This window comes from Flavobacterium frigoris PS1 (genome assembly GCF_000252125.1).
Taxonomy (GTDB): domain Bacteria; phylum Bacteroidota; class Bacteroidia; order Flavobacteriales; family Flavobacteriaceae; genus Flavobacterium; species Flavobacterium frigoris_A.
The window spans coordinates 17,429-44,122 of the sequence record NZ_AHKF01000011.1; the positions used below are offsets into that span (position 1 = coordinate 17,429).

17 protein-coding genes are annotated in these 26,694 nt (G+C 34.8%); 9 read left to right on the top strand and 8 right to left on the bottom strand.

The features are described 5' to 3' along the window. Position 1 precedes the first annotated feature (1 nt). From HJ01_RS04100 to HJ01_RS04140, 9 genes are all read left to right on the top strand, one after another. On the top strand, positions 2-2,443 hold the full coding sequence (locus HJ01_RS04100) for a DUF4982 domain-containing protein (protein WP_040473690.1): 2,442 nt from the start codon (positions 2-4) through the stop codon (positions 2,441-2,443). A gap of 139 nt (positions 2,444-2,582) precedes the next feature. Then, a complete protein-coding gene (gene galK, locus HJ01_RS04105; RefSeq protein ID WP_007137039.1) occupies positions 2,583-3,752 on the top strand; it encodes a galactokinase in 1,170 nt (389 codons plus the stop codon). Between the two features lies 1 nt (position 3,753). After that, positions 3,754-4,806 (top strand): galactose-1-phosphate uridylyltransferase, encoded by a 1,053-nt coding sequence (gene galT, locus HJ01_RS04110; protein WP_007137040.1) that lies wholly within the window; start codon positions 3,754-3,756, stop codon positions 4,804-4,806. Between the two features lie 206 nt (positions 4,807-5,012). Continuing rightward, positions 5,013-8,030 (top strand): SusC/RagA family TonB-linked outer membrane protein, encoded by a 3,018-nt coding sequence (locus HJ01_RS04115; RefSeq protein ID WP_007137041.1) that lies wholly within the window; start codon positions 5,013-5,015, stop codon positions 8,028-8,030. Positions 8,031-8,040: 10 nt separating this feature from the next. After that, complete coding sequence (locus HJ01_RS04120; protein ID WP_007137042.1) at positions 8,041-9,558, top strand: RagB/SusD family nutrient uptake outer membrane protein; 1,518 nt, start codon at positions 8,041-8,043, stop codon at positions 9,556-9,558. Between the two features lie 396 nt (positions 9,559-9,954). Further along, a complete protein-coding gene (locus HJ01_RS04125; protein WP_050855211.1) occupies positions 9,955-13,089 on the top strand; it encodes a glycoside hydrolase family 2 TIM barrel-domain containing protein in 3,135 nt (1,044 codons plus the stop codon). A gap of 89 nt (positions 13,090-13,178) precedes the next feature. Further along, entirely contained in the window at positions 13,179-15,401 is a 2,223-nt protein-coding gene (locus HJ01_RS04130) for an alpha-galactosidase (RefSeq protein WP_007137045.1), read from the top strand. A 10-nt stretch (positions 15,402-15,411) separates the two neighbouring features. After that, positions 15,412-16,425: a UDP-glucose 4-epimerase GalE gene (galE, locus tag HJ01_RS04135; RefSeq protein ID WP_007137046.1), complete on the top strand. Its 1,014-nt coding sequence runs from the start codon at positions 15,412-15,414 to the stop codon at positions 16,423-16,425. Positions 16,426-16,470: 45 nt separating this feature from the next. Next, positions 16,471-18,135, top strand: a complete 1,665-nt coding sequence (locus HJ01_RS04140) for a sodium/sugar symporter (RefSeq protein WP_007137047.1) — start codon at positions 16,471-16,473, stop codon at positions 18,133-18,135. A gap of 65 nt (positions 18,136-18,200) precedes the next feature. Here HJ01_RS04140 and HJ01_RS04145 read toward each other — a convergent pair whose 3' ends face one another. The 8 genes from HJ01_RS04145 to nuoK form a co-directional block, all read right to left on the bottom strand. Then, positions 18,201-19,190 carry a Gfo/Idh/MocA family protein gene (locus tag HJ01_RS04145; protein WP_007137048.1) on the bottom strand — a complete coding sequence of 330 codons (990 nt, stop codon included), beginning with the start codon at positions 19,188-19,190 and terminating at the stop codon, positions 18,201-18,203. 35 nt (positions 19,191-19,225) lie between these two features. Then, entirely contained in the window at positions 19,226-19,942 is a 717-nt protein-coding gene (locus HJ01_RS04150; protein WP_007137049.1) for a DsbA family protein, read from the bottom strand. 143 nt (positions 19,943-20,085) lie between these two features. Continuing rightward, a complete protein-coding gene (locus HJ01_RS04155) occupies positions 20,086-20,433 on the bottom strand; it encodes a hypothetical protein (protein ID WP_007137050.1) in 348 nt (115 codons plus the stop codon). A gap of 156 nt (positions 20,434-20,589) precedes the next feature. Beyond that, complete coding sequence (locus tag HJ01_RS04160) at positions 20,590-21,249, bottom strand: DsbA family oxidoreductase (RefSeq protein ID WP_007137051.1); 660 nt, start codon at positions 21,247-21,249, stop codon at positions 20,590-20,592. A 397-nt stretch (positions 21,250-21,646) separates the two neighbouring features. Beyond that, positions 21,647-23,017 (bottom strand): NADH-quinone oxidoreductase subunit N, encoded by a 1,371-nt coding sequence (locus HJ01_RS04165; RefSeq protein ID WP_007137052.1) that lies wholly within the window; start codon positions 23,015-23,017, stop codon positions 21,647-21,649. 13 nt (positions 23,018-23,030) lie between these two features. Beyond that, on the bottom strand, positions 23,031-24,473 hold the full coding sequence (locus tag HJ01_RS04170) for a NuoM family protein (protein WP_007137053.1): 1,443 nt from the start codon (positions 24,471-24,473) through the stop codon (positions 23,031-23,033). 9 nt (positions 24,474-24,482) lie between these two features. Continuing rightward, positions 24,483-26,366: an NADH-quinone oxidoreductase subunit L gene (gene nuoL, locus HJ01_RS04175; protein WP_007137054.1), complete on the bottom strand. Its 1,884-nt coding sequence runs from the start codon at positions 26,364-26,366 to the stop codon at positions 24,483-24,485. 6 nt (positions 26,367-26,372) lie between these two features. Next, on the bottom strand, positions 26,373-26,693 hold the full coding sequence (gene nuoK / locus HJ01_RS04180; protein WP_007137055.1) for an NADH-quinone oxidoreductase subunit NuoK: 321 nt from the start codon (positions 26,691-26,693) through the stop codon (positions 26,373-26,375). Position 26,694 lies beyond the last annotated feature (1 nt).

A 26,694-nucleotide genomic window follows, 5' to 3' on the forward strand; every position in this document is an offset into this window, starting at 1 on the left:
TATGATGAAAATTATAAACAACATACTTTTTCTATTGTTAATTGTACTGGGGGTTTTTTCTGGAGAAATTCAAGCACAGTCAAGATCAAAAATAAAATTAGATGCAAATTGGAAATTTCAAAAAGGTGCTTTTGAAGAGGCATATAAAGTAAATTTTAATGATTCGAAATGGGAAACCGTAACCGTTCCGCATGACTGGGCAATTTACGGACCCTTTGATAAAAATATAGATAAGCAGAGTGTTGCCATTGTTCAAAACGGAGAAAATATAGCTACCGAAAAAACAGGACGCACAGGGGCGCTGCCTCATATAGGAACAGCATGGTATCGCAATAAATTCAGCTTGCCTAAAGATTTAAAAGGGAAAAAAATAATTTTACTTTTTGAAGGAGCAATGAGCGAACCTCAAGTGTATTTGAACGGTAAAAAAGTGGGAGAATGGGCATATGGTTATAGTTACTTCTATTTTGATGTTTCCCAATTTATACAAGGAGGTGAGAATACTTTGTCAGTAAAGTTAACCAATAAAGAATTTGCTTCACGTTGGTATCCTGGTGCTGGTTTATATCGAAATGTAAGTGTTATTATAAAAAATAACGAAAGCATTGACCAATGGGGGCAGTTTATAACTACACCTTTTATCAGTTCAGCAGTTGCTAAAGTTAATATTAAGACAAAAACTTCTGGAGAAAATAGTCGTTTAGTCACCACTATTTTTGATGCCGAAGGACATAAACTAAATTCAGAGGAATCGGCAATACGGTTCGGAAATGAGTTCGATCAAAATATAAAAGTAGAAAAGCCAAAATTGTGGAGTCCCGAAACTCCTTATTTGTATAAAGCGGTTTCTCAATTGTATGTAGGAAAAGAATTGAAAGATGTCCTTTCAACCTCTTTTGGAATTCGAGAGATAAAATACGAGCCCAATAAAGGTTTTAGTCTTAATGGAAAGGTAACCAAGTTTAAAGGGGTTTGTCTTCACCACGATTTGGGTCCCTTAGGAGTTGCGGTCAATAAATCGGCACTACGCAGGCAAATGAAGATATTAAAAGATATGGGGTGTAATGCAATACGCAGTTCGCATAATATGCCTTCTTTTGAGCAACTCGAGCTGGCAGATGAAATGGGCTTTATGTTTTTAGCGGAGAGTTTTGATGAATGGGCAAAACCAAAAGTGGAGAATGGTTATCATCGATTTTTTGACGAATACGCCGAAAAAGACATCGTGAATTTAGTACAGGCAACAAGAAATCATCCTTCTATTGTGATGTGGAGTTCTGGAAATGAAGTACCTGATCAATGGGGAGAAACGGGTGTAAAACGAGCTAAATGGTTGCAAGAAATATTTCATAGAGAAGACCCAACACGTCCAGTAACTGTGGGTATGGATCAAGTAAAAGCGACAATGGAATCTGGTTTTGGAGCTGTGCTGGATGTTCCAGGATTGAATTATCGTGTGCATTTATATGATGAGGCCTTTGCAAAATTTCCGCAGGGATTTATTTTAGGTTCAGAAACAGCTTCAACGGTTAGTTCTAGAGGGATTTACAAATTTCCTGTTGTTCAAGAAAAAATGAAGCAATATCCTGATTTTCAGTCGTCTTCTTATGATTTGGAAGCCTGTAGCTGGTCTAATGTACCAGATGAAGATTTTGTGCTTCAAGATGACAAACCTTGGGTAATTGGTGAGTTTGTCTGGACAGGTTTTGATTATTTAGGTGAACCGACTCCTTATGATGAAAGCTGGCCGTCCCGAAGTTCTTATTTTGGAATTAACGATTTAGCGGGTTTGCCTAAGGACCGCTTTTACTTATATCGAAGCCGTTGGAATACCAAGGAATCAACCCTTCATATCTTGCCACATTGGAACTGGGAAGGCCGTGAAGGAGAGGTTACGCCTGTTTTTGTATATACGAACTACAACAGTGCTGAACTTTTTATAAATGGCAAAAGCATGGGAGTGCAGAAAAAAAATAGGAGCACGCCCCAAAATCGCTACCGCTTAATGTGGATGGATGTGAAATATGAGCCAGGAACGGTAAAAGTGGTGGCTTTTGATGACAATGGCAAAGCTGTCGCTGAACAAGAAGTACATACTGCTGGCAAGCCTTACCAAATAGTTTTAGATGCGGACAGAAAAGCAATTACTGCTAATGGCGACGATATATCCTTTGTCACCGTATCTGTGGTTGATAAAAATGGAATTCCCTGCCCTACGGCAACTAACCAATTAAAATTTAAGGTTAAAGGAGCAGGTACTTATAGGGCAGCATGTAATGGTGATGCCACTTCGCTTGAAATGTTTCACAAAGAGACCATGAAACTTTTTAGTGGAAAGTTAGTAGTGCTTGTAAAATCTACAACTACTGCTGGTGATGTGAAACTTGAAGTAAACGGAGCCGGTCTTAAGACTGGTAAATTGAATTTAGTATCGACGAAATAAAAATAAAGCTGAATAGGATAGCTCAACTAGGTTTTTGAAAAAAGAAAGGTTTTAAAAAATATAATTGCTTTTCAAGCGTCAAGTGTGGCTTAGAAACCACATATTTTAAAAATTTAAAAATAATAGTAATTTAAATAAAATGAACGAATTATTAATCAACAAAACGACCGCTTTTTTTCAGAAAACCTTCGGTACTACTGCAGAAAAAATTGTCCTTTCTCCTGGAAGGATTAATATAATTGGAGAGCACATTGATTATAATGATGGCTATGTTTTACCTGCGGCAATTGATAGAATTATTTGTTTTGCTTTCGAAAAAAATAATTCAAATCAATCAAGAATAATTGCAATTGATCTAAATGATGAATTTCAAATTAACCTTAAAGATCCAATCGAGTTAACAGATAATGTGTGGACAAACTATGTAAGAGGAGTTATCAATCAATTGAAATTAAAAGGGTTTGAATTGGAAGGTTTCAACTGTGTTTTTAGTAGTAATATCCCAGTTGGTTCTGGTTTATCATCATCTGCAGCTTTAGAATGTGGCTTTTTATTTGGATTAAATGAGCTATTTAATTTGAATATTAAACCGGTTGACATCGCTTTAATGGGTCAGAGTGCTGAACATTGGGTAGGAATCAATTGTGGAATTATGGATCAATTTTCTAGTGTGATGGGCATAGAAAATAAAGTCATAAAAATTGATTGTAGAACATTGGAATATGAATATCATAATGCTGATTTTATTGATTATTCTTTGATTTTATTTGATTCGAATGTGAAACATTCCTTAATGACATCGGCCTATAATGAAAGAAGAGAACAGTGCGAAGAGGGTATTGCCATCATTAAAAATAATTTTCCGGAGATTACTAGTTTTAGAGATTGTACAGAGCAACATATTTTAGGATTGCAAAATGTAATGAGTCCTAATGTTTATAAAAGGAGTCTTTTCGTGGTAAAAGAAATCAATCGTGTTATCGAAGCATGTGAAGCATTGGATAGCGGAAATATTGAAGCGCTAGGAAAATTAATGTTTGAAACACATGAAGGATTGTCTACCGATTATGAAGTAAGTTGCGCCGAACTTGACATGATTGTCAATACGCTTAAAAGTGAAGACGCAGTTGTAGGCTCCCGATTAATGGGAGGTGGTTTTGGCGGCTGTACCATTAACTTAATTAAAAAAGGACATGAAAACCGAATCAAAAAACAACTTTCGGGACTTTATCTAGAGACTTTTGGAATAGAATTAAAAATTTATGATGTCAAAATCGGAAACGGGACATCACTTTATAAAAATAATTAGGATGAGAAATTTTGATATCAATGAAGATCCGCACAGACGCTATAATCCATTAATCAATGAATGGGTTTTAGTATCTCCACATCGTGCGAAACGTCCTTGGCAAGGTCAAAATGAAAAAGTGACCTCAGGTTCTTTGCCGGAATATGACCCAAAATGTTACTTATGTCCAGGCAATGTACGTGCCAATGGAGAAGTAAATCCATCATACGAAAATGCTTTTGTTTTCGAAAATGATTTTGCGGCTTTAAAGCAAGAGGAAATTGCTTTTGAAGAAAATAAAAAGGACACTTTTTTTAAAGCAAAACCGGAAAGAGGCATTTCTCGAGTAGTTTGTTTTTCGCCAAAACACAACTTGACTTTGCCTGAAATGCCAGTTGAAGGTATTGAAAATATTATTTATACTTGGCAAAAAGAATATACGGATTTAGGCAGTGTTGATTATATAAATCACGTTCAGATCTTTGAAAATAAAGGAAGTGTAATGGGTTGCAGTAACCCGCATCCTCACGGGCAAATATGGGCACAATCCTCTTTACCAACCGAAGTAGCGAAAACACAAAATAATTTAAAAGCATATTTAGACAAAAACGGAAGTAACTTATTACAGGATTATTTAAAAGAAGAGCTAAAATTAAAAGAGCGTATTGTAATTGAAAATGATCATTTTGTAGCATTGGTTCCTTTTTGGGCTATTTGGCCTTATGAAACGATGATAATTAGTAAGCGTCATTTGACTAAAATCACTGATTTTACTGAAGATGAGGTATCCGGTTTTGCAACTATTTTAAAGCAATTAACAATTAAATACGACAACCTTTTTGAAACGTCATTTCCTTATTCATCTGGAATTCATCAAGCTCCAACTGATGGTGAGGAACATTTGGAATGGCAGTTTCATATGCATTTTTACCCACCGTTATTACGTTCTGCAACCGTAAAAAAATTCATGGTAGGGTATGAGATGATGGGAGAATCACAAAGAGACATTACCCCTGAGAAAAGTGCGGAATTTCTGAAAAACCAATCAGAACTTCATTATAAAACGCGTCTATAGAAAAAAATCTTTTAAAATACACACTTAAAAATTGAATTAAAGCTCAATTTAAATTCCCTCTTTTTTTAAGGAGGGCTGCAAAATTTTTGTGTTTTTTTAAAGGAAAAATTAAGCAAAAAAAATATTAACCAACCAATTATTAAAAACATGAATTTATGAAAACCATGAAGAACGTAAATCAGATTTTGAGGATTAAATCTTTCCTGATGTCTAGACTAACTTTGTCCCTTTTTATTTTGATTTCTTGTGTTAGTTTGCAAGCTCAAAACACGGTTAAGGGATCAGTTATTGATCAAAAGACATCCCAGACGATTATTGGGGCCTCGGTACTCGTCAAAGGAACTACAAATAGCACCATGACTGATGCTGATGGAAATTATGTATTGAATGTAAGTGACCCTAATGCAATATTAGTGTTCTCATACATTGGATATCTTAAAGTAGAAGAGGCTGTTAATAGTAGAAAAATCCTTAATGTAATACTAAAGGAAGAAAATAACACATTAGATGAAGTTGTTATTATTGGATACGGTACCATCAAAAAAAGTGATATGACTGGAGCTGTTGCAGGCTTAAAAGCATCACAATTAGACTCTCAAAGTAATACAAATTTAGGTAGTGCAATACAGGGAAAAATTGCAGGTGTAACAGTAGAATCAGCTGGGGGTGCTCCAGGTTCTGGAACTAAAATCCAGATTAGAGGTGCTGGATCATTAAACAATAATAATCCGTTGATTTTGGTTGATGATATTGCAGTTGCATCAATGAATAATTTGAATCCAAATGATATCGAATCTATTCAAGTATTAAAAGATGCTTCAGCAGCAGCTATTTATGGATCTAGAGCTGCAAATGGTGTGATTTTAATTACAACAAAGAGTGGTAAAAAAGGAGATATGAAAGTATCTTTTGATTCTTCTTTTGGATATGCTAGCGTAGCTAAAAAATTAGATTTATTAAATCAAGAGGAATGGGCAAAAGTAAGTACTGCGGCCTATACCGCAGCGGGAAAACAACCATTGGATATTGCTCTAAATCCAGAGGTTACGGGAATAAACTGGCAAAATGAAATATATAGAACGGCTCCCATTAAAAATTACTCGTTGGGACTTTCAGGAGGATCTGATAATGTAAAATATAATATGTCATTAAGCTACTTTAATCAAGAAGGAGTTATAAAAGAAACAAATTATGACCGAGTTAATCTAAGAGTTAAATCTGAATATAAGAAAGGGATTTTTAAAATTGGTGAAACAGTAATGTTGACCAAAGAAAAAAGAAAAGATTTGCCAGGTGTCCCGGGACAAGGAAGTAATGTTGTGGGGTCTGCAATATCAATGATTCCCGGTTTTGCAATATATGATGAAAACGCTGTTGGAGGTTATGGAGGAGCTTCAGGTTCTGTTACAGATATATTCAATCCGGTTGCAGCTCTAAATCTTTTTGATGTAAAAAATGATTACTATCAAGCATTAATAAACACCTTTGCTGAGGCAAGCTTTTTTGATGGTTTTAAATATAAGTTAAATGTAGGAGCTACCATTTCTGAACATAAGGCTTATACTTATACTCCACGTTATGAAGTGGGCGGTTTCTTTAAGAATTTAAAGAATACTTTGGCAGAAGGAAGTGATATGAATCAGTATTATCAAATAGAGAATACGTTGAATTATTCAAAAACTTTTGGAAAACATTCTGTAAATCTATTAGTAGGGCATACGGTTTATGAAAATAAATTCCGTTCAATTTCAGGTTCCGTTTCAGGATTACCTGATGGTATCTTTGTTCTAGCTGGAGCAGAAGATCCGTCGATTGTTGGTTTGGCTAGTGAAAGTAAATTACTATCTTTTCTTGGTCGTGCCATTTACTCTTATGACAACAAATACATTGTTACAGCAACATTTAGACGTGATGGTTCTTCTCGTTTTAGTCCAGAAAATAAATGGGGAAATTTCCCGTCTATTTCTGCAGCATGGGGAATTGGGAGAGAAGATTTTTTTACCAAGTTAGACTTACCTATATCTGAGTTAAAATTACGTGCTAGTTATGGTGTATTAGGGAATCAAGAAATAGGAGATTACCAGTATCTTGGTTTGATTTCTCCGGGGATTAGTTACGCAATGGGTGAGCCAAATTCATTATGGATTGGAAACATTCAACAAGAATATCCTGCAATTGGTTTAAAATGGGAATCGACTGCAACGGCTAACGTTGGTATTGATTTGTCAATGTGGAATGGTCAATTAGATTTGACAGCTGATTATTTTCAAAAAAACACAACTGATTTACTTTTACGTGTGCCAATTCCTTTGTCTGTTGGTTCAAGTAATGACCCGTACACTAATGCGGGGGAAGTTTCAAACAAAGGCTTTGAATTGGGATTGACGTATAATAAAAAAGTAGGAGAAGTTAATTTCTCAGTTACGTCTAATATCTCCAGTATTAAAAACCGTGTAGAAGATTTAAGTACAGGAAGTCAAATTCTTGCAGGTTCTAGTGGATCATTCCACGGTGCAGCAGTTACGTATAGTAAAGTAGGATATCCTATTTATTCTTTTTTTCTTGTTAAGACAGATGGTTTATTCAGAACACAAGAAGAAGTGGATGCGCATAATTTAAATGGAAATCCAATCCAACCTAGAGCACAAGTAGGAGACATTAGATATGTTGACTTAAATGGTGATGGACAAATCGATGGTGCTGATAGACAGTATAGAGGAAGTGCTTTTCCTGATTTTGAATATGGTTTGCGCCTTCAAGCTGATTGGAAAGGGATTGATGTGACTATAGCTGGCCAAGGAACTCAAGGGAATATGATATATAATGGTAATAATACTGATTTAGCAACAGTAAGGTCTAATATAAATTATTCTAGTGCAACATTAGATTCCTATACTTTTAATCCAAATTCTAATTTTCCAAGATTGGATATTGATGATTTAAATGATAATGGAGCAGATTATTCTGATCGTTTTCTTGAAAATGGTTCTTACTTTAGAATTAAAACGATTCAAGTTGGATATACAATCCCAAATAGCTTAACTCAAAAATTAGCGATTGATAGATGCCGATTGTATGTTGCTGGTGACAACTTGCACACTTTTACTAAGTATACAGGTTATAACCCAGATGTTTCAAGTACTGGACTTGGAGGTAGAGGGATAGATTATAAATCATATCCGTTAAGCAAGACAATCACTTTTGGAATTCAACTTAACTTTTAAATCGACAAAAATGAAAAAGAAATTAATCATAGTATTTTTTATGGGTGGACTTGTAACGCTAAGTTCTTGTTCAGACAACCTTGAATTTGGTAACCCAAATAAACTAACCACAGAATCTTTCTGGCAAACGCCAGCTGATCTAGAGTCTGGTCTGGCTACGGTATATAATACTTTAGTAGATAATAATAATGCAGGGTATTGGGAAATCCAAGCCATGCAGTTAAAAGAGAATAGAACAGAAAATTTTATTGCTAGAAATGACGTCCCTGGACGTTTTGCAGTTGCTACCTATAAAAATAGTCCTAGTACGGCAGAAACTACTGGGATGTTCAAAGCAATGTACATAGGGATATTTCGTGCCAATCAGGTTATAAACTACGCTCCGCAAATTAAAAATATTGATGAAGCAAAAAGAGCGCAATTAGTTGCCGAAGCTAGTTTTTTAAGAGGATTGAATTATTTTAATTTAGTAAATGAATTTGGAAGTGTGCCAATATTTACTGATCTAGTAAAAGATCAATCGGATTATTTTAAAGAAAAATCAACTGAAGAAGAAGTTTGGAGTCAAGTAATTGCAGATTTTGAATTAGCGGCTACTAGTCCGTTGCCAGAAATATATCCAGCTGCTTTAAAAGGACGAGTAACTAAAAACACTGCTATTGCATATCTTGGAAAGGCCTATTTATATAGGAAAGAGTGGGCAAAAGCCGAAGAGCAATTTGCTAAATTAGTAAACAATGAAGGGACGAATGGATTTGGTCTTCTGGATGATTACGCTCAATTATTTGATGGTAAACATGAGAACAGCAAAGAATCAGTATTTGAAATTCAGTTCAGTAGAGTGGGTGGAGCTACTATTTGGGGAGGAGAACCTTCACAAAGAACTAGAGCCACAACAATGGCTCAAGAATGTGCTCCTGGAGAAGTAGGTGGATGGTTTGAGTTATTACCTACCAAAACATTATTAAATGCATTGACCAAAGAAAAAACAGTAGATGGAGATTTTGACCCAAGAGCTACTACTACTTTAGCATGGAACTACCCAGGAAGCAGGTATTATAATGCTGATTTTGCAACAAAATTTGGAGCAAATGCTATTTGGATAAGAAAAAATCAAAACTGGTGGAATAACGATGAAGGAGAATGGAAATCAGAATTGAATGAGTATGCAATGCGTTATGCTGATGTACTTTTAATGCTTGCAGAAGCGCAAACTATGCAAGGAAAAGTTGCTAGCGCTATTCCTTTGGTTAAAAGAATTAGAGACAGAGCAAAGCTAAGCAGTATTGTAATGACAGGATGGAGTCAAACCCAAATGATGGACGAAATTATGCATCAAAGAAATGTTGAATTTGCTCGTGAAGGTATTCATTGGTATGATTTGAGAAGATGGGGTACATTAGAAAAAGTAATCAAAGGAAGTTTAAGAGAAGGTTACAATAACTACTCAGCCAAATACAATTACTTTCCTATTCCAGAAAGTGAATTAAACAATAATCCTAAGATGACTCAAAATGCTAATTGGTAATAGAGTTTAATAATTAGTTCTCGGGTGTTATTATTTTATAAAAAACGGCTACAGAAGTTTAATGGTTTAATGATGTAGCAAATTTTGATACTAAATGAAATTTGGGATGTTGTCAAAAAAACGTTTTTCAATCAATTAATTGGTTGTAGACATTGGGCTGATACTGTTTTTAAAAACAAAATAAAGCCTATAAAATCAGTGTCGAAATAATTACACCCACTAACTAATAAGAATATAATTAAATAGTGACAGATGGTTATTTGTATAATAACAGCAATTAATCATTTGTGCTATTTTAAAAACAAAATAGGGTTCCTTTACTTATATAATGCAAGCTGATTCATTATAGATTAAAGAGACTAAATGCAAAAATAGTTACCTAAAAAAATAATGAACATGAAAAAAAGAACAATTTTAACCAGCATTTTTGCTTTTATATCTTTAATTGTCTTCGCCCAAGAAAAACCAAGTCGCAATGACTGGGAAAATCCTGAAGTATTCCAGATTAATCGTGAGCCAGCTAGAGCTGCATTTTTACCTTTTGCAGATGAAGCATCGGCAATTGCAGATGACTATACTCGTTCACCATGGTATATGAGTTTAGACGGAAAATGGAAGTTTAATTGGTCTCCTACTCCTGACGAAAGGCCAAAAGATTTCTTTAAAACTGATTTTAATACAACCAACTGGAAAGAAATTGGAGTGCCTTCCAACTGGGAATTAGTGGGATATGGAATTCCTATTTATACTAATATTACATATCCATTTGTCAAAAATCCACCATTCATTAATCATGCAGACAATCCTGTTGGGTCTTACCGCCGTACTTTCGAGTTGCCAGAAAACTGGGACGGACGTCGTGTTTACCTTCATTTTGAAGCGGGAACATCTGCGATGTATATTTGGATAAATGGAGAAAAAGTGGGATACAGTCAAAATACTAAAAGCCCAACGGAATTTGATATTACTAAGTATGTAAAAGGAGGTAAAAATCAGGTTGCTGTTGAGGTGTACCGCTGGAGTGATGGTTCGTATTTAGAGGATCAAGATTTTTGGCGCCTATCTGGAATTGATAGAAACGTTTATCTTTATAGTACGGCTAATACCCGTATTGCTGATTTCTTTGCACGTCCTGATCTTGATGCATCCTATAAAAACGGAAGCTTATCAGTTGATGTTAAACTTAAAAATGCCAATTCGGTTGCAAAAAACAATCAAATTGTAGAAGCTAAATTAGTGGATGCGGCTGGAAAAGAAGTTTTTGTAAAAACAATAAAAGTAAATTTAGGAGCTAATTCCGTTTCGTCAACCACATTTGAACAAAAGGTTAAGTCACCTAAATTATGGAATAATGAAACGCCAAACCTTTATACTTTAGTACTTACATTAAAGGATGAAAACGGGAAATTTGTAGAAACTGTAGCAACTTCTATCGGTTTTAGAAAAGTAGAATTGAAGAACGGACAGTTATTGGTTAATGGTATCCGAATCATGGTTCATGGTGTGAATATTCATGAGCATAACCCCAAAACAGGCCACTATCAAGATGAGGAAACCATGATGAAGGACATTAAGTTGATGAAGCAATTGAACATTAATGCGGTGCGTTGCAGTCATTATCCAAACAATTTATTGTGGGTAAAACTATGTAATAAATATGGTTTGTTCTTAGTCGACGAGGCCAACATTGAAACGCATGGAATGGGAGCTGAATTGCAAGGTTCATTTGATAAAACAAAACATCCAGCGTATCTACCAGAATGGAAAGCAGCTCATATGGATCGTATTTATAGCTTGGTGGAGCGTGATAAAAATCAACCTTCGGTTATTCTATGGTCTTTGGGGAATGAATGTGGAAACGGACCTGTTTTTCACGAGGCTTACAATTGGATAAAAAATAGAGACAAAACGAGATTGGTTCAATTTGAGCAAGCAGGGGAACAAGAAAATACCGATGTCGTTTGTCCAATGTATCCAAGTATGGAATATATGAAGGAATATGCAAAACGCAAAGATGTAAAACGTCCTTTCATCATGTGTGAGTATTCACATGCAATGGGTAACAGTAACGGTAACTTTCAAGAATATTGGGACATTATTCACAGTAGTGCCAATATGCAAGGTGGATTCATCTGGGATTGGGTAGATCAAGGATTTGAAGAAACTGATGAAGCTGGCAGAAAATACTGGGCTTATGGCGGAGATATGGGAGGTCAAAACTACACCAATGACGAAAATTTCTGTCATAATGGATTAGTATGGCCAGATCGTACGCCTCATCCAGCTGCTTTTGAAGTAAAAAAAGTGTATCAAGACATTCTTTTCAAAGGGGTAAATCCGGATAAGGGAATTATCGAAGTCGAAAATGGATTTGGTTATACCAATCTTGATAAATACCTTTTCAAGTATGAAGTTTTGAAAAACGGGTTGGTTATAAAATCAGGGACAATCAATATTCGCCTTGCGCCTCAATCTAAAAAACAAGTTCAAATTGAATTGCCAAAACTAACTGCAGAAGATGGAGTGGAGTATCTTTTAAATATTTTCGCTTACACAAAAGAAGGAACAGAACTATTGCCTCAGAATTTTGAAATAGCGCGCGAACAGTTTTCTATAGGAGATAGCAAGTATTTTACTAAAGCTACAAAGGCTGGTACAAATCCTCTTGTTAAAGATACTAAGGATGCGATTACTTTAAGTGCAAATGGTGTTGAAGTAACCATAAATAAGAAAACAGGTTTAATGCAAAAATATACATCTGGAGAAAATAATTATTTCAATCAAATGCCAGTTCCTAATTTCTGGCGAGCACCAACGGATAATGATTTTGGTAATTATATGCAGATAAGCAGTAATGTGTGGAGAACTGTGGGAAGATTTAGTAGTTTAGACACCATTGAAGTGAAAGAAGTGTCTGGTCAGACAACTGTTGTAGCACATCTTTTCTTGAAAGATATTGCATCGACTTATACTATTACTTACTCGATGGATGCTGATGGAAGTTTAACAGTTCAAAATTCATTCAAAGCGGGAGAAATAACATTGTCTGAAATGCCTCGTTTTGGAATACTATTCTCACTCAAAAAGGAGTTGGATAACTTTAGTTATTATGGAAGAGGACCTTGGGAAAACTATCAAGATAGAAATACATCATCATTGAAAGGAATTTACGAAAGTAAAGTTGCAGATCAATATGTTGCTTATACTCGACCTCAAGAAAATGGATATAAAACAGATATTCGTTGGATCACATTAACAAATAGCTCTGGAAACGGAATCGAAATACAAGGCTTGCAACCACTAGGAGTTAGTGCTTTGAATAATTACCCTGAAGATTTTGATCCGGGTTTAACTAAGAAACAGCAACATACTAATGATATAACTCCACGAAATGAAGTTGTAATTTGTGTTGACTTAGCTCAAAGAGGTCTCGGAGGAGATAATAGTTGGGGCGCTATGCCACACGAACAGTATCAATTGAAAAACAAAGAATATAGTTATGGTTTTATTATTAAGCCAATAAGAAAATAAATAGATTAGCAGTCCTGTTCTATATATTATAAAAGAGGACTGTTATATAATTGAAATTGTTGCAAAAAGATGTTTTTAAAATAATTATTATGAAAGAAAAATTAAAATTGTGTATCCATATAAAGGGTGTTTTTACATTATTTTTTATGTTTGGGGCAATTAGTTTATGGGCACAGAAAGTGACAATACCTATTGCGACTAATAGCAATATGATGTTGTTACAAACAGATAATGAAAACCGTTTGATGACGGTTTATTTTGGAAAACCATTGGCTAATGTCAGTGAATATTCCGCTATATCTGAGGCTTACAATTTCAAGGATGATAATGCGGGAATTTATAATGGAGCCTATACGCCTGCGGGAACTTGGAACCTTTCTGAACCAGCTATTCAAGTGAAACATGCTGACGGGAATCCATCTTTGGAACTTAAATATGTAAGTCATAAAACAGAAAAAGTTGATGCTAATAGCTCTATTACTAGTATTGTTTTAAAAGATCCAGTCTATCCATTTGAGGTGACTTTGTTTTATAAAGTTTGGCCAAAAGAAAATGTAATCGAACAATGGTCAGAAATAAAACACAATGAAAAAAAACCAGTGCTGTTACAGAAATTTGCCTCGGCCAATTTGTATTTTACCAATAAAGACTTTTATTTGACTAGTTTTCAAGGACAGTATTTAAGGGAAATGCAACCTATCGAGTCAAAGTTGGAGCAAGGAATTAGAACCGTAGATTCTAAATTAGGAACAAGAGCAATGTTGCTTCAAAATCCTAATTTTATTTTGTCTTTTGGAAAACCCGCTTCAGAAACAGAAGGTACAGTTATGCTAGGGCAGTTAGCTTGGAGCAGTAGTTTTAAATTAGATTTTGAGATTGATTCGTATAAAAATCTTCGTCTTATCGCAGGAGTTAATCCGTATGCATCTGAGTATCTTTTGCCTGCCAATCAAGTTTTTAAAACGCCTTCTTTGATTTATGCATTGTCTAATAATGGCACTGGTGAAGCTAGCAGAAATCTCCATGATTGGGCAAGAAAGTATAGAGTTTTAGACGGTGAAGGAGAACGTCTGACCTTGTTAAACAATTGGGAAGCCACTTATTTTGATTTTGATGAAAATAAAATTGCTGATTTGTTTAAAGGGGCCAAAGATATTGGAGTAGATATGTTTTTGTTGGATGACGGTTGGTTTGGAAATAAATATCCAAGAAATGACGATAAAGCAGGTCTTGGAGATTGGAAAGAAAACGCAAAGAAATTACCTCATGGTTTAGGTTATTTAGTGAAAGAAGCTAAAAAAGAAGGGATTAAATTTGGAATTTGGATTGAACCCGAAATGGTAAATCCTAAAAGTGAGTTATATGAAAAACACTTAGATTGGGTAATTCGTCAGCCAGAAAGGCCCGAAGTGTATTATAGAAACCAATTAGTGCTTGATTTAGCGAATCCAGAAGTACAGGATTTCGTCTTTGGGGTTGTTGATGATCTTTTTGTAAAAAACCCGGAATTGGCATTTATAAAATGGGATTGTAACGCAGTTATTTACAATGCGTATTCAGCTTATCTAAATAAAAAAGGCATTCCACAGTCAAATTTATATGTGGATTATACTAGAGGTTTGTATAAAGTGCTAGAAAGAATCCGAGCCAAATACCCGAAAGTTCCTATGATGTTATGTTCAGGTGGAGGAGGCCGAGGCGATTATGAATTATTGAAATATTTCACAGAATTCTGGCCTAGTGATGATACCGAACCAATTGAAAGAATATTTATGCAATATGATTATTCTTATTTCTTTCCTTCTATTACGACTGACAATCATGTGACTGATTGGGGAAAACAACCTTTAAAATTTAGAGTTGACGTTGCCAGTATGGGTAAATTAGGATTTGATATTGTGGTGAGTCATTTAAGTGATACTGATAAGTTGTTTTGTAAAGAAGCGATAAAAAATTATAATGGATTCAAAGATACAGTGTGGCATGGTGATATGTATCGTTTAGTAAATCCGCATGAAAATGATATATCAGCTGTAATGTATGTTGATAAAGACAAAAGTAAAGCAGTTGTTTTTAATTATTTAGTTAATAATCGTTATATGTTAACTGCAACCGCACTTCCAGTAGTTTTGAAAGGATTGGACCCAAATAAAAAATATGCAGTTAAGGAACTGAATTTGTATCCAGGTACGAGCTCGTCAATTGATTCTAATGCTGTTTTTTCGGGTGATTTTCTTATGAAGGTAGGAGTTAATCCGAATGTTAATTTGAAAAGAACAAGTGTAGTTCTCGAAATAACGGAAGTGAAATAAAATTATAAAAATGAAAATACTAGTTACTGGCGGATTAGGGTTTATTGGTTCCCATACTGTGGTTGAATTACAAAATGAAGGTTTTGAAGTTGTCATTATTGATAATCTTTCTAACTCGACCGAGGATGTTTTAAAAGGTATTGTTGCTATAACGGGTAAAACGCCTATTTTTGAAAAGTTGGATTTAAGAGACAAGGCTGCTGTTCAGGATTTCTTTAAGAAATATACTGATATTAGCGATGTAATTCATTTTGCTGCATCAAAAGCAGTTGGAGAAAGCGTAGCGAATCCCTTATTGTATTATGAAAATAATATCAGTACTTTAATATATTTGCTTCAGGAATTGCAACAAAAGGAAGAGTCACATTTTATCTTTAGTTCTTCTTGTACTGTTTATGGACAAGCTGATGAAATGCCCATTAATGAAAGTGCATCTATTAAACCAGCCATGTCTCCTTATGGGAATACCAAACAAATTGGGGAAGAAATCATTACTGATGTTACAAAAGTAAGTGGCATTACTGCTGTTTTACTGCGTTATTTTAATCCTATTGGTGCACATCCATCGATTGAAATTGGTGAATTACCTATTGGAGTACCTCAAAATTTAGTTCCTTTTATCACCCAAACTGGAATGGGTTTGAGAAAAGAACTTTCGGTTTACGGGGCTGATTACCCAACAATTGACGGAACTTGCGTTCGGGATTATATACATGTTGTTGATTTGGCGAAAGCGCATGTTATTGCTTTACAACGATTGGTAAACAATAATAATTTGGATAAAATAGAAACGTTTAATCTGGGTACTGGTACAGGAAGCTCCGTGTTGGAGGTTATTGAAGCTTTTGAAAAAGTAAGCGGACAAAAATTGCCTTATACCATTGTTGGTAGAAGAGAAGGTGATGTTGTTTCGGCTTATGCCAATACGGATAAAGCGAATACCATTCTTGGGTGGAAAACAAAATCTACACTTGAAGAAGGGATAGCAAGTGCATGGGAATGGGAACAAAAGAGTAGGGGTTAACATAATTATTTATTTGAAATACTTCATTAACATTAATACAATAGTATGACAACAGAATTTGGGTTTGTAGATTATTTAGTTTTCACTGCCTATGCAGTGCTTATTTTAGGTGTTGGATTATGGGTTTCGCGCGATAAAGACGGTCATCAAAAAAATGCTGAGGACTATTTTCTTGCTAGTAAATCATTGCCTTGGTGGGCAATTGGTTCTTCATTAATTGCCGCCAACATTTCTGCTGAGCAGTTCATCGGAATGTCTGGTTCTGGTTTTGCGTTAGGGTTAGCTATTGCCTCTTATGAGTGGATGGCTGCTTTTACACTTATTATTGTAGGGAAATATTTTTTACCCATCTTTATCGAAAAGGGCATTTATACTATTCCTGAATTTGTAGAAAAACGATTTTCAACTAACCTTAAAACAATTTTGGCTGTTTTTTGGATTGCTTTATATGTTTTTGTTAACCTTACTACTGTGTTGTATCTGGGAGGTTTAGCGATTCAGACAATATTAGGAGTTGATATGATTTATGCCGTAATCGGATTAGCACTTTTTGCAGCTGCTTATTCTTTGTACGGAGGACTTTCTGCTGTAGCTTGGACAGATGTTATTCAAGTAATATTCTTAGTACTCGGGGGATTAGTTACTACATACTTGGCATTAAATACCGTTTCTGACGGAGCAGGTGTTTGGCAGGGTCTAAAAACTATATATGACGCGGCACCAGACCGTTTTGTTATGATTCTGGATGAATCTAATCCAGAATATATGAATCTGCCTGGAATAGGAGTATTAGTTGGTGGACTTTGGGTTGCAAATATTTACTACTGGGGTTTCAATCAATATATTATTCAAAGAACTTTGGCTGCAAAATCCTTGCGCGAAGCACAAAAAGGAATATTATTAGCTGCATTTTTAAAGATGCTTATTCCTTTCATTGTCGTAATACCGGGTATTGCAGCTTATGTGATGGTAAATGATCCAGCTATTATGGCTCGATTAGGTGCTGCAGCTGCAGACAATTTACCAGGTCTTGGTACTGCTGATAGAGCCTATCCTTGGTTGTTGCATTTCTTGCCTGCAGGTTTAAAAGGGTTAGCATTTGCTGCCTTGGCTGCTGCTATTGTATCTTCTTTGGCTTCGATGTTAAATTCGACTTCAACTATTTTTACAATGGATATTTATAAGCAATACATCAATAAAAATGCCAATGACAAGACTACTGTAAATGTAGGGCGTCTTTCTGGTGGAGTTGCTTTATTAATTGCCGTAATTATGGCGCCACTTTTAGGCGGGATTGATCAAGCATTTCAGTTTATACAAGAATATACGGGTGTGGTAAGTCCTGGAATCTTGGCCGTCTTCATATTAGGGTTGTTTTGGAAAAAAACTACGAATAAAGCAGCTATTTGGGGAGCATTAGTTTCTATTCCTATTGCAATGTTCTTTAAAGTAGGACCAAAATCTTGGGCTGAAGGCAGTGGTTTAGAGTCTGTTTTTCCAACATTGCCATGGATGGATCAAATGGGGTATACCGCTATTTTAACCATGCTGTTAATTATTACAATTAGTTTGTTTCAAAATAAAGGAAATAATGATTCTAAAGGGATTTCATTAGATAAAGAGTTGTTCAAAACTAGTCCTCTTTTTAATATTTGTTCCTTTGCGATAATGATATTAATTGTGGTGATTTATGCTATCTTCTGGAAGTAAAAGATGTATTTATAGTTAAAAAAAGGTGCAATTAAACGAATTTAATTGCACCTTTTTTCTAGTTTTTACTCTAATATATTCCCAGTGATCTTATCCATTACCCAACTTGTATGAGCTGCGGTCAATCCTGTAGAGGGATGCGCAGCGTTATGGAGTAAGCTTTCTTTCATCTGTTGAACATGGTATAATTGAATGTTTTCTGGGTGTTCGATATATAGTTTAGTCTCTCCTTGTCCATTTTTAAGGAGTAACGGTTCATTTTCGAATACAGAAAAAGTTATTTTACCTTTACTTCCATAAATTTCAACAGTATCTTCTCTAAGATAGGAACCGAAATTCCAACTTCCAGAACCGGTGACCCCAGATTCATGAAGCCAACTTGCCGAAACAGCGTCCTTGGCAGAATACAATCCTTGCTGGTTTAAACTGATTCCTGAAGCTTCTTTTATATCTCCTAGTAAGAATACAAATAAATCTAGTCCATGACTGGCTAAATCATCAAAATATCCTGCGTTTGCGATTGCTGCATCTGTTCTGCAATTGTATTTTCCAGACAAATCCTGATTTGAAGTGGGTTTGCTTAGGTGCCATCTTATGTGTCTTAGTTCACCAATACTATTTGAATCAATCCAAGTTTTTATCTGTAAGAAGCGTGGTAAACTGCGTCTGTAGTAAGCCACAAATAAAGGAGTTTTTTTTTCTTTAAAAGCTTCGTGAATGGCTAAACTGTCTTGATAATTTGGTGATAATGGTTTTTCAATACAGCAAATTTTGCCCGCAAGTGCTACTTTTAGTCCGTAGTATTTATGGGTGTCTGGAGGTGTAGCAATGTAAATGGCATCTATTTCAGGATCATTGATTAAGTCGTCTGCGTTAGTATAAAAGTGGCTTATTCCATGTCTTTTGGCATAATCAGCAGCTTTAGTCGCATCTCTTCTCATTACGGCTACTATTTCAAACCCTTCTGTTTTTTGATAAGCAGGACCACTTTTTATTTCCGCTACATCACCGCATCCTAATATTCCCCATCGGATTGTTGTATTGTTTTTAACCATATTTTAAATGTATTTTAATTTAAACCAATATTTGGTTAATTACATCCATCGATTCCACAGCTGTCGCCATCTTTTGTTTCTAATATGGTAACTTTGGATTTAAATTTCCCTTCTTCCCATACCTTTTCTAAAGTTTTTATGAAAGTTTCCACATGTTGAGCTCCTGAAACAGCGTATTTATTGTCTAAAACAAAAAATGGAACTCCTTGCACTCCTATTTCTTGTGCTTCAGTTATATCCTCTTTCACTTCTTTTGCATACGCATTAGACTGCAATACGGCTTCGATTTCTTTAATTTCCAGTCCTACTTGTAGTCCTAGTTCACTTAAAGTAGCTAAATCATTTACGTTTCTACCATCAGTTAGGTAGGCTTTAAACAAGAGTTCTTCTAGCTCATTTGATAAGTTGTATTTCTTAGCCAAATGTAACAGGCGATGTGCATTAAATGAGTTAGCCATAATTGCTTTTTCAAAATGGAAATCCAATCCTGAATTTTTAGCGTTCTCAGTCATGCTGTCCATCATTTCTTGGGCCCATTGTCTGTCTTTTTGGTATTTTGTTGCCAAGTGTTCTACCATATCATCATCTTCTGAAGCAATGAAGTTAGCGTCTAATTGAAAACTTTTCCATTCGATTTCGACCGCATCTTTATGCTCAAATTGAGCCAGAGCACCTTCAATCCTTCTTTTTCCTATATAACAGTAAGGACACATTATATCTGACCAGATTTGTATTTTTAAAGTATTTTCCATTCTTATTATCGTATTTATTGAATTAGAATTTATTTGTATATACAAATGTACTGATTCTTTTTTGGAATGAAATGTGGTTTATGTTTTTATTGGCAAAGAAGGAATTGTATGGTGAATTGCATATAAACTAGGTTTCTATTTGTTTAAGCAAAGTAGTTGTTTATATATTGCTCTTGCTGGTCCGGACGGAGATTAGGGGTTTCTATAATTAGAACTTTCATTTTCATTAAGCGGTGGTCTTCACTCAAGACATCAAATAGCTCTAGCTTGGCAGTAGTAGGGCCAAAAAGGAATAGTTTTTCGTAGTCTTTTATTTTGTTTATTATTTTATTATAATAAGCATTTAAGGTGCGATTTTGGGAAGCTATTAGCTCAGATGAGTTGACAAACTTTGATTCGATTGTCATTATTGGAAGATGGTTAGGTTTAATTTCTACAATATATGCTGCTGAGTGATCTAGCCAAATGGCTAACTTTGTCGATGTTCCCATTTTTCGCTTTAGTTTAGTTATTTTAATATGGTTTTTAAGATGATTTTGGATTAATGTGGGGACTGAACTATTGCTATATTTAGTATTTGGTTTGCGGATTCAGTTTCTAAAAGAAGTTAGTTACATTAAAAAAATCGAAATGGTGCAAGTAATTCGTTAGGCTTTTATTTTGCCTTCCATCCACACCTTTTCTAATGTGCTAATAAATGTAGCTACATGTTGAGCTCCTGCAATGGCGTATTTATTGTCAAAGACAAAGAATGGTACTGTTTTTATTCCAATATTGCTCGCCATTTGAATTTCTTGATTTACTTGTTCTGTATAAACATTTGTATGCAAAACATATTCGATATCATATATAGTAAGGCCTGATTGCAGTCCTATGCTTGTTAAAATTGATTGGTCATTTATATTTTTTCCATCACTTAAATTGGCTTTGAATAGCAGTTCTTGGAGCTCATTTGATAATTGGTTTTTCTTTGCGAGGAACAATAACCGATGTGCATTGAATGAGTTCTCCATGGTTACTTTTTGTAGTTCGAGATTCAATCCTGTTTTCTTGGCGTTCTGTGTAATACTGTCGATTTTTTCATGAGCCCATTGCATCGTTTGTTGATATTTTTTGGCTAGATGTTCAGACATTTGTTCATTTTTTAATAAGATGGGGTTAGCGTATAGTTGGAAGCTGTTCCATTCGATTTCGAAGTCATCAGCGTGGTCAAATTGTTTTAGTGCAGTTTCTATTCTTCGTTTACCTATATAACAAAAAGGACACATGATGTCAGACCAGATTTGTATTTTTAATTTACGTTCCATGGTGTTTTTTGTTTGAGAAAGTAAAACTTTTATAATAGGAGCAAGAGATACCTTAAAATTTATAGTTCACATTATATTGAATTCTTAACTTTAAGTTATGTCAGTGTTGAGTGCTTCTAATACAAAGTTGCATTTATTAATTTCTTTACTATATAATAATAGCCTACTGTCTTATTTATATCGTTAAGTACCATATATCTTACGATTAAATGAATTTATTTGCGTGTGCAATAGGGGAAGTAAAGAGATTGTGCTTTGGAAAAAATGTAAATGAGTTTTTTTATATGATTACACAGCTGTTTTCGGTATAAAATTTCTTTTGTTTAGGAGTTTCTATAAACCCAAGAAACCCATCAAATCACTTTGATGGGTTTCTGTATATTTGTGTGTTGAATTATTAAGCTAGCAAGTCCAAAACTAATGATGGAAACAAACCTAAGGCAATATTCAAAACTATTGCAATTATAGCAACAGCATAAATAACAAAGGGAGTTCCTGTTCTAGCTTCATTAGGTTCTTTTGTATACATCGCTAGAATCAATTTAAAGTAGTATCCAACGCTGATAATTGAATTCACAACTGCAACTATGACTAAAGCAATATAACCTGCTTGGATCGTTTGATTGAACAAAACCATTTTGGCAAAAAATCCTGCAAAAATAGGGATACCAGCCATAGATAGTAAAGATGCGGTTAAAATGGCAGCCAATAGTGGGTTCGTTTTTCCTAATCCGTGAAAATTCGTGATGTCTTCATTTTCTGTGTTTTTACAAACATATAGAATAACACTAAAAGCAGCGATTCCTGCTAATGCGTAAGCCGAAGTATAGTACAACAAACTTCCTGCAGCATTAGTTACACTTAGTAAAGTCATTAACATAAATCCAGCGTGTGAAATACCAGAGTAAGCCAACATACGCTTAACATTAACTTGTCGTAACGCCATTATATTTCCTACGGTCATCGAGGCCATCGAGATGATCACAACAACTATTTGGAAAGAAGAAGATACTTCTGCATTCATCACGGCCAATAGCTTAAATAAGGTGGCAATAGCTACTACTTTTGCTAAAGTACTCATTAAAGCAGTTGTCAAAGCTGGAGAACCTTCATAAACATCAGGTGCCCAGAAATGAAATGGCACGGCTGCAATTTTGAAAAACATACCAATTGTTACTAAAACAATCCCAATCGGGAACCAAACCGGTAACTCAGCTGATCTAGATAGTTCGCTAATTTCGGTAACATCAAATGTTCCCATAGCTCCGTATATCAAACAAATACCAAACAATATAATTCCTGAGGCAAAAGACCCCATTAAAAAGTATTTCAATCCGGCTTCGTTACTTTTTATACTTAATCGGTTGCTTGCTGCCAAAATATATAAGGCGATAGACAACACTTCGATTCCCAAGAAGAACATTGCTAAGTTTCCAAAAGAAACCATGGCTACTGTTCCAGCCAATAAAAATACTTTAATGGCAATGTAATCCGATATTTTTGTTTGGTGGTTTTCATATACTTTATGACTCAATGCCACCAAGAAAACGGTTAATATGATAAACAAACCAGAGAATGCAGTTGAAAACTTACTTACAATAATCATGTTATTGTAATACGATTGTGGAGAGTTAAATTCAGATATGTTCAGACCAAGAACGGCCAATAATCCAATAATTGTTATAGGAACAATGGCTTTCCTTAATTCGAAAATTTCAAATAAAAGGCATAAAACACCTAATCCTATTATAGCTATTAATGTATTCATTTTTTTTATTTGACTAGTTAATTCTATTAATTTGAGTTAAAATCTCTTCAAGACTTGGTGTGATTAAGTCTGTAATTGGTTTTGGATACATCCCGAAAAAGAATAATACTCCGATGATAAGAACCAAAGCAAATCCTTCTTTGAAGTTTACATCAGCAAACACTTTCGTATTTGTCTCTCCTAACATTACTTGTTGGTACATTTTTAACATATAGTAAGCACCCAAGATAATTGTTGTTCCACCTAAAAAGGCAAACCAAACATTAATTTGAGAAAGGCTATATAATACGGTAAACTCTCCAACAAAATTAAATGTGGTAGGTAATGCTACTGATGCTAAAACTAAAAGCAAGAACATCGAAGCAAATTTTGGTGATTGTGTACGAATACCTCCCATTTCAGCAATAGTGCGTGTTTCATATCTTCTAAAAATGATTTCAGAGATAAAGAACAATCCAACTACTACGAAACCGTGAGCAATCATTTGTAAAACTGCACCGCGTAATCCGTCAATTGTCAGGGTGTAAGTACCTGCTGCAATTAATCCAACGTGGGCTAATGAAGAGTAGGCTAATAATTTCTTTAAATCTTTTTGTCTCAAAGCTACAATAGAGCCATAAATTACTCCGGCGACTCCAAGGCTGATGAAGATATACATATATTCCTTTGCTGCAAGTGGAGCAATTGGCAATTGCCAACGAATGATACTATAAAGACCCATTTTCAACATAATCCCAGAAAGCAACATCGTACCTACAGCTGGTGCTTTTTGGTAAACATTTGCTTGCCAAGTATGGAAAGGAATAATTGGAATTTTAATAGCATAAGCTAAGAAGAATGCTAGGAATATCCATAACTGTTCTGTTGCTGATAAGTTCAATTTGTATAAGTCTTCAATTAAGAAACTTCCTGCTTGTTGATATAAATAGATGAATGCAATAAGCATAAATAACGAACCTGCTAAAGTGTAGATAAAGAATTTTACTACTGCTTTTTTACGTTCTTCAGCATCACCGTTACCCCAAATTAAAGCAATAAAGTAAATAGGAATTAAAGATAATTCCCAGAAGATATAATAAAGAATTCCATCTGCTGCAAGGAAAGTTCCAACCATTGCAAAAGACATAAATAGGATTAACGAATAGAAAGCTTTTGAGTTTTTGTATTCAGTCCCAAATGATGTGTAAATGATAATCGGTGTCAATGCCGTTGTCAATAGAAGCATCGCAATTGCTAATCCATCTGCCTTTAATGCAAAAGAAACATTAGGTTGGTTAATCCATTGGCATAAAAAGCTAATGTTTTCACCCATGTTAAAATGGTTTAACAATACAATCGAACATCCTAATGCTGATATTCCAAAGAACAATGCCACTTTTGAAGCCAGTTTATCACCAGCGATATAAGTTGCAAATGCGCCAACTAAAAGTATAATTAATATTAGAGATACATTCATAGTATAAAATTATTGAGCTAAAAATAAATAGGTTATGATGGCACAAATGCCTAGTACAAAAGCAAAAAGATAAAAACCAACACTTCCACTTTGTAATTTTTTTCCTTGAAAACCTATTTCATTGGTTACTTTTCCTAATCCGAAAACTAAAGAGGATAAAGTAGTTTCTACATTATCTCTAAAGAAAGTTGATAAACCGTTTATTGATTTTACAAATATCGAATCATAAATTTCATCAACATAGTATTTATTGTAAAGCACTTTGGCAAAACCAGTGATTTTTTCATCCGCTTCAGGAACTAGGTTTTGCTTGATGTATTTAGCGTAAGCAATTCCAATTCCTACCAGTCCACCAATTACGGCAACTAACATCAACAGGTATTCTGAAGTTCCAAAGTGGTGTTCCTCTGTAGCTACTTTTGTAAATAAAGGCGCCAAGTATTCATTCAGCCAACTATTTGTTGGTAAACTGATCAATCCACCTAATGTTGCCAATATTGCCAAAACAATTAATGGGAAAGTGATTAGAGCAGGACTTTCATGTAAATGACTTTTTTGTTCTGCTGTTCCTCTGAATTCTTTGAAGAAAGTAAGGTATAATAAACGGAACATATAGAATGCCGTCATTAGTGATGCTAATGAAGCAATGAACCAAAGTATTTTATTGTGCTCAAAAGCAACCATCAAGATTTCATCTTTAGAGAAGAAACCTGAAAAAGGAGGGATTCCTGAAATCGCTAATGAAGAGATTAAGAAAGTTACAAAAGTGATAGTCATTACTTTTTTTAGTCCACCCATTTTTCTCATGTCTTGCTCACCATGTAAAGCATGAATTACTGAACCTGAACCTAAGAACAAACAAGCTTTAAAGAAAGCATGTGTTATAACGTGGAAAACCGCTACTTCATAAGCACCTAATCCTAATGCCAAGAACATTAATCCCAATTGAGATACAGTAGAGTAGGCTAGTACCTTTTTGATGTCGGTTTGAACTAATGCAATAGTTGCAGCTACTAGAGAGGTAACAGCTCCTACAATGGCAATGATATTTTGAACTTCTGGAGCTAAATCAAATAAATAATTTAATCTTGTAATCATAAAGATACCTGCAGTTACCATCGTTGCAGCATGTATTAATGCCGAGACTGGTGTAGGTCCCGCCATTGCATCTGGTAACCAAGTGTACAAAGGTATTTGTGCTGATTTTCCACAAGCTCCAATGAACAAAGCAAAAGCGGCAGCAGAAATCCAATACATATTAAGATTTGTTGCGCCAGCGATAGCTGTTTTCAGCGTGTCATAATCTAAAGTAGAAAACAAAGAACCAATTATGAATATCCCGATTAACAATCCAAGATCTCCAATTCTATTCATGATGAATGCTTTTTTAGCAGCATCATTAAACTCTTGGTTTTTGTGCCAGAATCCAATAAGAAGATAAGAACAAAGCCCAACGCCTTCCCAACCGATGAATAAAACCAATAGATTACTTCCAATTACCAAAGTAATCATGAAGAATATAAACAGATTCAAATAAGCAAAATACTTATGCATATTCTCGTCATCATGCATATAGCTGATCGAGTACATGTGAATTAATGATCCGATTCCGGTTACAAATAGTAACCATAGGATTGATAATTGGTCTAATAAAAAACCAAAGTCTACCTTGAAATTGCTGATTTCAATCCAATCAAATAAAGAAATACGGATTGGTTGCTGTGTTTGATTGATCTGCATGAAAAAATAAACAGAAGCTGCAAACGAAACTACGACAGTAAGTGTGCCTAGAATTCCAGAAGCTGACTTTCCGATACTTTTCCCGAAGAAAACATTAAATAAAAATCCTATAAAAGGAGCTAGTAATAAGAGTAAAGTTAAACTTGTATCCATTGAAATTTATCCTTTTAAGTTTTTTAAATTATTGATGTCAATTGAACCTAAATTTCTAAATATCGAAACTAGTATAGCTAATCCTACTGCTACCTCTGCAGCTGCTACGGCCATTGAGAAAAACACGAAAATTTGTCCCTGTGCATCTTGGTGATACGTTGAAAAAGCAACAAACAAAAGATTGACTGCATTAAGCATGATTTCGATCGACATAAATACGATGATAGCATTTCGTCTGTATAAAACTCCAAAAACCCCGATACTAAAAAGTATCACAGAAAGGAAGATATAGTTTTCGATGCCTATTTCATTTAAAATATTGTTCATG

Bases quoted from the DNA above. Each gene is read 5' to 3' on its own strand.
- HJ01_RS04100 (WP_040473690.1), top strand. From the start codon at position 2: ATGATGAAAATTATAAACAACATACTTTTTCTATTGTTAATTGTACTG.
- galK (WP_007137039.1), top strand. From the start codon at position 2,583: ATGAACGAATTATTAATCAACAAAACGACCGCTTTTTTTCAGAAAACC.
- galT (WP_007137040.1), top strand. From the start codon at position 3,754: ATGAGAAATTTTGATATCAATGAAGATCCGCACAGACGCTATAATCCA.
- HJ01_RS04115 (WP_007137041.1), top strand. From the start codon at position 5,013: ATGTCTAGACTAACTTTGTCCCTTTTTATTTTGATTTCTTGTGTTAGT.
- HJ01_RS04120 (WP_007137042.1), top strand. From the start codon at position 8,041: ATGAAAAAGAAATTAATCATAGTATTTTTTATGGGTGGACTTGTAACG.
- HJ01_RS04125 (WP_050855211.1), top strand. From the start codon at position 9,955: ATGAAAAAAAGAACAATTTTAACCAGCATTTTTGCTTTTATATCTTTA.
- HJ01_RS04130 (WP_007137045.1), top strand. From the start codon at position 13,179: ATGAAAGAAAAATTAAAATTGTGTATCCATATAAAGGGTGTTTTTACA.
- galE (WP_007137046.1), top strand. From the start codon at position 15,412: ATGAAAATACTAGTTACTGGCGGATTAGGGTTTATTGGTTCCCATACT.
- HJ01_RS04140 (WP_007137047.1), top strand. From the start codon at position 16,471: ATGACAACAGAATTTGGGTTTGTAGATTATTTAGTTTTCACTGCCTAT.
- HJ01_RS04145 (WP_007137048.1), bottom strand. From the start codon at position 19,190: ATGGTTAAAAACAATACAACAATCCGATGGGGAATATTAGGATGCGGT.
- HJ01_RS04150 (WP_007137049.1), bottom strand. From the start codon at position 19,942: ATGGAAAATACTTTAAAAATACAAATCTGGTCAGATATAATGTGTCCT.
- HJ01_RS04155 (WP_007137050.1), bottom strand. From the start codon at position 20,433: ATGGGAACATCGACAAAGTTAGCCATTTGGCTAGATCACTCAGCAGCA.
- HJ01_RS04160 (WP_007137051.1), bottom strand. From the start codon at position 21,249: ATGGAACGTAAATTAAAAATACAAATCTGGTCTGACATCATGTGTCCT.
- HJ01_RS04165 (WP_007137052.1), bottom strand. From the start codon at position 23,017: ATGAATACATTAATAGCTATAATAGGATTAGGTGTTTTATGCCTTTTA.
- HJ01_RS04170 (WP_007137053.1), bottom strand. From the start codon at position 24,473: ATGAATGTATCTCTAATATTAATTATACTTTTAGTTGGCGCATTTGCA.
- nuoL (WP_007137054.1), bottom strand. From the start codon at position 26,366: ATGGATACAAGTTTAACTTTACTCTTATTACTAGCTCCTTTTATAGGA.
- nuoK (WP_007137055.1), bottom strand. From the start codon at position 26,693: ATGAACAATATTTTAAATGAAATAGGCATCGAAAACTATATCTTCCTT.